Here is an 8,577-nt window from a genome sequence, read left to right on the forward strand (position 1 = left end):
ACATTTGCAATACAGTCTGTCCATGGCCTGCCGTTGCGGGCACCGTTTTTCATTGATCCCCGTTTCCACCACTCTTCTTGAGGCACCCCATGACCGAACGCACCCAAGTCCACGGCCTGCAAGTGGCCACCTCCCTGTACCGCTTTGTCGAAGACAAGGTGCTGCCCGGCACGGGGGTGGACGCCACCGCCTTCTGGAAGGGCTTTGACGCCATCGTGTCGGACATGGCCCCGCGCAACATTGCCCTGCTGGCCGAGCGCGACCGCCTGCAGACCGAGCTGGACACCTGGCACAAGGCCAACCCCGGCCCCATCAAGGACATGGTGGCTTACCGCGGCTTTCTGGAAAAGATCGGCTACCTGGTGCCCCAGCCTGCCGACGTGAAGGCCACCACCGCCAACGTGGACGACGAGCTGGCCACGCAGGCTGGCCCCCAGCTGGTGGTGCCCATCCTGAATGCCCGCTATGCACTCAACGCCGCCAACGCGCGTTGGGGGAGCCTGTATGACGCGCTGTATGGCACGGATGCCATCCCCGAGACTGACGGCGCCGAAAAGGGCAAGGGCTACAACCCCGTGCGCGGCGCCAAGGTGATCGCGTTTGCACGCCAGGTGCTGGATGACACGGCGCCCCTGGCCTCGGGCTCGCACAAGGACTCCACCGGCTATCGTGTAGAAGGCGGCCAGTTGGTCGTGTCGCTCGCCAACGGCAGCACCACGGGCCTCAAGGACGCGTCGCAATTCAAGGGTTACCAGGGCAATGCCGCCGCACCGTCGTCGGTGCTGCTGCAGCACAACGGCCTGCATCTGGACATCCAGATCGATCGCAGCACGCCCATCGGCCAGTCCGATGCCGCGGGCGTGAGCGACCTGGTGCTGGAAGCGGCCCTGTCCACCATCCTGGACCTGGAAGACTCCGTGGCCGCCGTGGACGCCGAAGACAAGGTGCTGGGCTACAGCAACTGGCTGGGCATCATCCAGGCCACGCTGACCGAGCAGGTCGCCAAGGGCGGCAAGACCTTCACGCGCGGCCTGAACCCTGACCGTGTTTACACGGCCCCCCAAGGCGGAGAAGTGCGCCTGCATGGCCGCTCGCTGATGTTCCTGCGCAATGTGGGCCACCTGATGACGAATCCGGCCATCCTGTGGACCGATGCGCAAGGTGCGCAGCGCGAGATCCCCGAAGGCATCATGGATGCAGTCGTCACAACGGCTATCGCATTGCACGACCTGCAAGGCCATGGCGCCAACGGCATCCGCAACTCCCGCAAGGGCAGCGTCTACATCGTCAAGCCCAAGATGCACGGCCCCGCCGAAGTGGGCTTTGCCGCCGAGCTGTTCGGCCGCGTCGAGAAGCTGCTGGGCCTGCCCGACAGCACCGTCAAGCTGGGCATCATGGACGAAGAGCGTCGCACGTCTGTCAACCTCAAGGCCTGCATTGCCGCTGCATCGAGCCGCGTGGCGTTCATCAACACCGGCTTTCTGGACCGCACCGGCGACGAAATGCACACCGCCATGCACGCTGGTCCTATGGTGCGCAAGGGCGACATGAAGACCAGCGCCTGGATCCAGTCGTACGAGAAGAACAACGTGCTCGTGGGCCTGTCGTGCGGCCTGCGCGGCAAGGCGCAGATCGGCAAGGGCATGTGGGCCATGCCCGACCTGATGGCCGAGATGCTCAAGCAGAAGATCGCCCACCCCAAGGCCGGTGCCAACACCGCCTGGGTGCCCAGCCCCACGGGTGCCACGCTGCACGCGCTGCACTACCACCAGGTGAAGGTGAGCGACATCCAGATCGAGCTGGAAAAAACCGATGTGAACGCCGAGCGCGACAACCTGCTGACCGGCCTGCTGACCGTGCCCGTGGCCGCCGCCCCGAACTGGAGCGACGCCGAGAAGCAGCAGGAGCTGGACAACAACGCCCAGGGCATTCTGGGTTACGTGGTGCGCTGGGTGGACCAGGGCGTGGGCTGCTCCAAGGTGCCTGACATCCACAACGTGGGCCTGATGGAAGACCGCGCCACGCTGCGCATCAGCAGCCAGCACATGGCCAACTGGCTGCACCATGGCGTGGTGACAGAAGCCCAGGTGCGCGAGACCTTCGAGCGCATGGCCGCCGTGGTGGACCAGCAGAACGCGGGTGACCCGCTGTATCAGCCCATGGCCGGACACTTTGCCACCAGCATGGCCTACAAGGCAGCGTGTGACTTGGTCTTCAAGGGCATGGAGCAGCCCAGCGGCTACACCGAGCCACTGCTGCACGCCTGGCGCCTGAAGCTGAAGGCAGCACAAGCGGCCTGATTCCCGACTGCAGGCAGTGCCATATTTACGGCGCTGCCCGCTCCACTTTTGATAGCTGCTAGCACAATAAATATGTGCGCTAGCAGCTATTTTTGTTTCAGGCAGTACTCCGACTCACCTTGTCCAGTTGTGTGAGAAGCGGCGACCGCGTTTGGGGCAAGCTGCGCCGTACACTGGCACCGACGCCCACGCGCTCACTCCTATGCCTGCAGCACCACCTACCCACCCCGTTCCGTCTGCCTGCCCGCTGTGCGGGCAGGCCAATCAGTGCGCTATCGCAGCGGGTCGCCCAGCAGAAAGCTGCTGGTGCATGACGCAGACCATCGACCCTGCGGCCTTGGCCGCTTTGCCGCAGGAGGCACGCGGCAAGGTCTGTATCTGCGCGGCTTGCGGCGCGCCGGCGCCAGACGCACAGCAACCCTCCGCCGCAGGTCACCCGCCTTCGCCGATATGATTTGGGCTTTTCGCTGTCTTCACAGCGCGCGAAGGAACAAGACATGCCCACGTACCACATCGAAATGATGGAAGGCCGCACGGTCGAGCAAAAGAAGAAGCTGGTGGAAGAGATCACCCGCGTATCCGTCGAGATCCTGGGCGGCTCGCCCGAGTCGGTGGACATCTTGATTACGGACGTGAAGCGCGAGAACTGGGCCACGGGCGGCAAGCTCTGGCTGGAGCGCACATCCTGAGTGGTACAGCCTCCCTCCGTCACTGACCCCGTGGCATCGCCTCTCTGCTGGATCGCTTCATGAGCACCGCCTCGGGGTCTCTGGCGGTATTGCGCGAGCGTTATGGCGAGCGCTACCGGTGGCTGTTGTTGCTGTCCGTGATGGTCGGCACCATGGCCTCCATCATGTCCTCCACCATCGTCAACGTGGCGATACCGGACATGAGCCACTACTTTGCACTGGGCCAGGAGCGCGCCCAGTGGGTCACCTCCGGGTTCATGGTGGCCACCACCGTGTCCATGCTCACCACCCCCTGGCTGTTGTCGCGGTACGGTTACCGCGCGACCTATGTGGGCGCGATGTTGCTGCTGCTCGTTGGCGGTGTGGGGGGCGGCCTGGCGCGCGACTTTGGCCTGGTGCTGGCGGCACGCGTCGCCGAGGGGCTGGCAGCGGGTGTGGTGCAGCCCATCCCGGCCGTCATCATCCTGTATGCCTTCCAGCCCCACGAGCAGGGGCGCGCCAGCGGCATCTTTGGCATGGGCGTCGTGCTGGCGCCGGCCATCGGTCCGAGCATGGGCGGTTTGCTGGTGGATTGGTTTGGCTGGCGCTCCATTTTTTTCATGGTGGTGCCACTCTGCCTGGCCTCCATCTGGCTGGCGTACAAGTTTGTACCGGTCACCGCCCCTGGAGGGGTTGAGGCCAATCGGCAAGGCCAGGCGCTGGACTGGCGAGGCCTTCTGCTGGGCACGGTGGGAACGCTGTGCCTGCTGAACGGCCTGGTGTCGCTGCATGGCGGCTCTCACGTCGAGGCGGTGGGCTTGCTGGTGGGTGCGGTGGTGGCTGTCGCCTGTTTCATTGCCTGGCAACGCAGGCTGCTGCGCACCGGGCGCAAGCCGCTCATGGACCTGCGCCTCTTCCAGTACCGGCAGTTCGCCATGGGCAGTGTGGTGGCATTCATCTACGGCACCGCCTTGTTCGGCTCTACCTACCTGTTACCGGTGTTCATGCAACTGGGGCTGGAGCTGTCAGCATCGCACGTGGGCACCCTCATGCTGCCGGCAGGGTTCGTCCTGGCCGCCACCATCGCCATGGTGGGTCGATTGGCGGACCGGCAGCCCACCCATTTGTTGGTCAGCACCGGGCTCGGTTTGCTGGCCCTGTCGTTCGGGCTGATGGTATTTGTGGGCCTTGGCTCGTCGCTGTGGATGCTCGTCGCTTTTGCGATCCTGGGACGCATCGGACTCGGCTTCATTCTGCCCTCGCTGAATCTGGGCTCCATGCGCCCGCTGGACAAGTCGCTCATTTCTCAGGGCTCCAGCGCCATTGGCTTCTTGCGCATGCTGGGCGGCGCAGCCGGGGTCAGCCTGTGCGGCATCGTGCTCGAATGGCGACTCGGCGCACATGGCGCGTCGTTGACGGCCGGAGCCAGCAACCCGGCGCGCATCGCAGCATTCGGTGAAACCTTTTTGATGCTGACTTTTCTGTGCGGGCTGGCGCTGGTGGCCGCCTGGCAGCTGCGCGAGGCGCGGCCAGATTGACAGCAGGCATATCTTGTCCTGATGCTTGAAGGCGGATGCGCGCATTGAGCACCCAAGCCTTTCAAGAAATCAAAGAAACGGAACCTTCGCCATGTGCCAACTCCTCGGCATGAATTGCAATGTGCCCACCGATGTGACCTTCAGCTTTACGGGCTTTGCGCAACGCGGCGGGAAGACCGACCACCATACCGACGGCTGGGGCATCGCGTTTTTTGAGGACAAGGGGCTTCGGCACTTCGTGGACCATCTGGCGGCCGTGGACTCACCGGTGGCCGAACTCATTCGCCGTTACCCCATTAAGAGCCGGAACGTTATCGCCCACATCCGCAAGGCCACCCAAGGCATGGTGAGCCTGCAGAACTGCCATCCGTTCGTGCGTGAGCTGTGGGGCCGCTACTGGGTCTTTGCCCACAACGGAGATCTGAAAGACTTCCGCCCTCGCCTGCATTCGCATTTCCGCCCCGTGGGCGATACCGACAGCGAGCACGCGTTTTGCTGGATCATGCAAGAGTTGGCCAAATCGCACGCCAGCGTGCCTTCTGTTCCAGAGCTGACGCTAACGCTCAAGGAACTCGCTGCCCGCATAGCGCCCCACGGCACATTCAATTTCCTGCTTTCCAATGGACAGGCGTTGTGGGCACACGCCTCCACCCATCTGCACTACATAGAGCGCCGCCATCCCTTCGGCGCTGCGCAGCTGAGTGACGAAGACCTCCAGCTGGATTTTTCGAAAGAGACTGGCGTGAACGATCAGGTGGCAGTGATCGTGACCAGCCCCCTCACGACCAACGAAACGTGGACGGCGTTCGGCAAAGGTGAACTGCTGGTGTTCGAACAAGGCCGACGGCTGCCTATCTGACGCATACGATATAGCGCCGCTGAGAGAGGCGGTGGATATGGGGGCGCGCGGAATGGATGCACTTTGCTTCTCGCGAGGTTCTACCGATCAGCTCATGCCGTATCGATTGAAGCGAGTGGGCCCATTCCGACAGTTAGATCTGGAGCTGTGCGGACTGCGTAGATGAGGGGCTTCGTGCGTCTGGCGGCCCGGTAAGTCCGGTGCAAACCCTGCGAACTGGGTACCACAAACGTTGACCAGCCTACAGCCCCTGGCGCATTTCGATGTCTTCTCAAAGCAAAAAACCCCAGTCATAACTGACTGGGGTTTTCTGGGCTGTAAGAGCCTGACGATGACCTACTTTCACACGGGAACCCGCACTATCATCGGCGCAAAGTCGTTTCACTGTCCTGTTCGGGATGGGAAGGAGTGGGACCAACTTGCTATGGTCATCAGGCATAACTTGGTGCTGGGCAGTTTTTGTGAACTGCCTGGCGAATTCATAGAGTCTGGAATCAGATGTTTGTGTTTTGACTGCGTCTAACTTGGCATAACAGACTTTGAGCTTCACGCTGTGAGCGTGTTGGCTATCAAAGTTATAGGGTCAAGCCGCACGAGCAATTAGTATCAGTTAGCTTAACGCATTACTGCGCTTCCACACCTGACCTATCAACGTCCTGGTCTTGAACGACTCTTTAGGAGGCTCAAGGCCCCGGCAGATCTCATCTTGAAACGAGTTTCCCGCTTAGATGCTTTCAGCGGTTATCTCTTCCACACTTAGCTACTCGGCAATGCCACTGGCGTGACAACCGATACACCAGAGGTGTGTCCACTCCGGTCCTCTCGTACTAGGAGCAGGCTTCCTCAAATCTGCAGCGCCCACGGAAGATAGGGACCAAACTGTCTCACGACGTTTTAAACCCAGCTCACGTACCTCTTTAAATGGCGAACAGCCATACCCTTGGGACCGGCTACAGCCCCAGGATGAGATGAGCCGACATCGAGGTGCCAAACACCGCCGTCGATATGAACTCTTGGGCGGTATCAGCCTGTTATCCCCAGAGTACCTTTTATCCGTTGAGCGATGGCCCTTCCATACAGAACCACCGGATCACTATGTCCTGCTTTCGCATCTGCTCGACTTGTCAGTCTCGCAGTTAAGCACGCTTATGCCATTGCACTATCGTCACGATGTCCGACCGTAACTAGCGTACCTTCGAACTCCTCCGTTACGCTTTGGGAGGAGACCGCCCCAGTCAAACTGCCTACCATGCACTGTCCCCGATCCAGATAATGGACCTAGGTTAGAACCTCAAACACACCAGGGTGGTATTTCAACGTTGGCTCCATGAGAACTAGCGTCCTCACTTCAAAGCCTCCCACCTATCCTACACAGATCTGTTCAAAGTCCAATACAAAGCTACAGTAAAGGTTCATGGGGTCTTTCCGTCTTTCCGCGGGGAGATTGCATCATCACAAACATTTCAACTTCGCTGAGTCTCAGGAGGAGACAGTGTGGCCATCGTTACGCCATTCGTGCAGGTCGGAACTTACCCGACAAGGAATTTCGCTACCTTAGGACCGTTATAGTTACGGCCGCCGTTTACTGGGACTTCAATCAAGAGCTTGCACCCCATCATTTAATCTTCCAGCACCGGGCAGGCGTCACACCCTATACGTCCACTTTCGTGTTTGCAGAGTGCTGTGTTTTTATTAAACAGTCGCAGCCACCGATTTTTTGCAACCCCGTTGGGCTCCCTCTGTACGAGTTCACCTACTTGGGGCATACCTTCTCCCGAAGTTACGGTATCAATTTGCCGAGTTCCTTCTCCTGAGTTCTCTCAAGCGCCTTAGAATACTCATCTCGCGCACCAGTGTCGGTTTGCGGTACGGTCGTCAATAGCTGAAGCTTAGTGGCTTTTCCTGGAAGCAGGGTATCACTCACTTCGTCTGCAAGCAGACTCGTTATCACCCCTCATCTAAGCCCGGCGGATTTGCCTACCAGGCACGACTACAGGCTTGAACCAACATATCCAACAGTTGGCTGAGCTAACCTTCTCCGTCCCCACATCGCACTATTGATCGGTACAGGAATATTGACCTGTTTCCCATCAGCTACGCATCTCTGCCTCGCCTTAGGGGCCGACTCACTCTACGCCGATGAACGTTGCGTAGAAAACCTTGCGCTTACGGCGAGGGGGCTTTTCACCCCCTTTAACGCTACTCATGTCAGCATTCGCACTTCTGATACCTCCAGCATCCGTTACCAGACACCTTCACAGGCCTACAGAACGCTCTCCTACCACTTGCAATAAATTGCAAATCCGCAGCTTCGGTAACTGGCTTAGCCCCGTTACATCTTCCGCGCAGGACGACTCGATCAGTGAGCTATTACGCTTTCTTTAAATGATGGCTGCTTCTAAGCCAACATCCTGACTGTTTTAGCCTTCCCACTTCGTTTCCCACTTAGCCAATTTTAGGGACCTTAGCTGGCGGTCTGGGTTGTTTCCCTCTTGAGTCCGGACGTTAGCACCCGGTGCTCTGTCTCCCAAGCTGTACTCTGCGGTATTCGGAGTTTGCATAGGTTTGGTAAGTCGCCATGACCCCCTAGCCTAAACAGTGCTCTACCCCCGCAGGTAATACTTGAGGCACTACCTAAATAGTTTTCGGAGAGAACCAGCTATTTCCAAGTTTGTTTAGCCTTTCACCCCTATCCACAGCTCATCCCCTAGTTTTGCAACACTAGTGGGTTCGGACCTCCAGTACCTGTTACGGCACCTTCATCCTGGCCATGGATAGATCACTTGGTTTCGGGTCTACACCCAGCGACTGATTCGCCCTATTCGGACTCGATTTCTCTACGGCTTCCCTATTCGGTTAACCTTGCCACTGAATGTAAGTCGCTGACCCATTATACAAAAGGTACGCAGTCACCCTTGCGGGCTCCTACTTTTTGTAAGCATGCGGTTTCAGGATCTATTTCACTCCCCTCCCGGGGTTCTTTTCGCCTTTCCCTCACGGTACTGGTTCACTATCGGTCGATTACGAGTATTTAGCCTTGGAGGATGGTCCCCCCATATTCAGACAGGATTTCTCGTGTCCCGCCCTACTTTTCTCTAACTTAGTACCACACGTCTGTTTTCGCATACAGGGCTATCACCTGCTATGGCCGGACTTTCCATCCCGTTTTGCTAACAGTCGTGCTATCACTAGAAGGCTCTTCCGATTTCGCT

Annotated in this window: 5 protein-coding genes and 2 rRNA genes (1 of these 7 cut by a window edge); 5 read left to right on the forward strand and 2 right to left on the reverse strand. The window is 59.2% G+C overall.

Translation table 11 applies throughout. From position 1 onward, the window contains the following. Positions 1–89 precede the first annotated feature (89 nt). The 5 genes from C8C95_RS07790 (at position 90) to C8C95_RS07810 (ending at position 5,365) form a co-directional block, all read left to right on the forward strand. Positions 90–2,300, forward strand: coding sequence for a malate synthase G (locus C8C95_RS07790; RefSeq protein ID WP_116748192.1), 2,211 nt, complete (start codon positions 90–92; stop codon positions 2,298–2,300). Between the two features lie 202 nt (positions 2,301–2,502). Then, positions 2,503–2,754, forward strand: a complete 252-nt coding sequence (locus tag C8C95_RS07795) for a cysteine-rich CWC family protein (protein WP_116748193.1) — start codon at positions 2,503–2,505, stop codon at positions 2,752–2,754. A gap of 13 nt (positions 2,755–2,767) precedes the next feature. Further along, positions 2,768–2,989, forward strand: a complete 222-nt coding sequence (locus C8C95_RS07800; protein WP_255356291.1) for a 4-oxalocrotonate tautomerase — start codon at positions 2,768–2,770, stop codon at positions 2,987–2,989. Positions 2,990–3,048: 59 nt separating this feature from the next. After that, complete coding sequence (locus C8C95_RS07805) at positions 3,049–4,506, forward strand: DHA2 family efflux MFS transporter permease subunit (protein WP_116748194.1); 1,458 nt, start codon at positions 3,049–3,051, stop codon at positions 4,504–4,506. A gap of 91 nt (positions 4,507–4,597) precedes the next feature. Next, positions 4,598–5,365, forward strand: a complete 768-nt coding sequence (locus C8C95_RS07810; RefSeq protein WP_056065199.1) for a class II glutamine amidotransferase — start codon at positions 4,598–4,600, stop codon at positions 5,363–5,365. A 323-nt stretch (positions 5,366–5,688) separates the two neighbouring features. Here C8C95_RS07810 and rrf read toward each other — a convergent pair. Both rrf and C8C95_RS07820 read right to left on the reverse strand, forming a co-directional pair. Then, positions 5,689–5,801 (reverse strand): 5S ribosomal RNA (gene rrf / locus C8C95_RS07815). A 143-nt stretch (positions 5,802–5,944) separates the two neighbouring features. Next, a 23S ribosomal RNA gene (locus C8C95_RS07820) occupies positions 5,945–8,577 on the reverse strand (it continues 246 nt past the right edge of the window).

It is taken from the genome of Acidovorax sp. 99 (assembly GCF_003096455.1).
GTDB lineage: Bacteria > Pseudomonadota > Gammaproteobacteria > Burkholderiales > Burkholderiaceae_C > Acidovorax > Acidovorax delafieldii.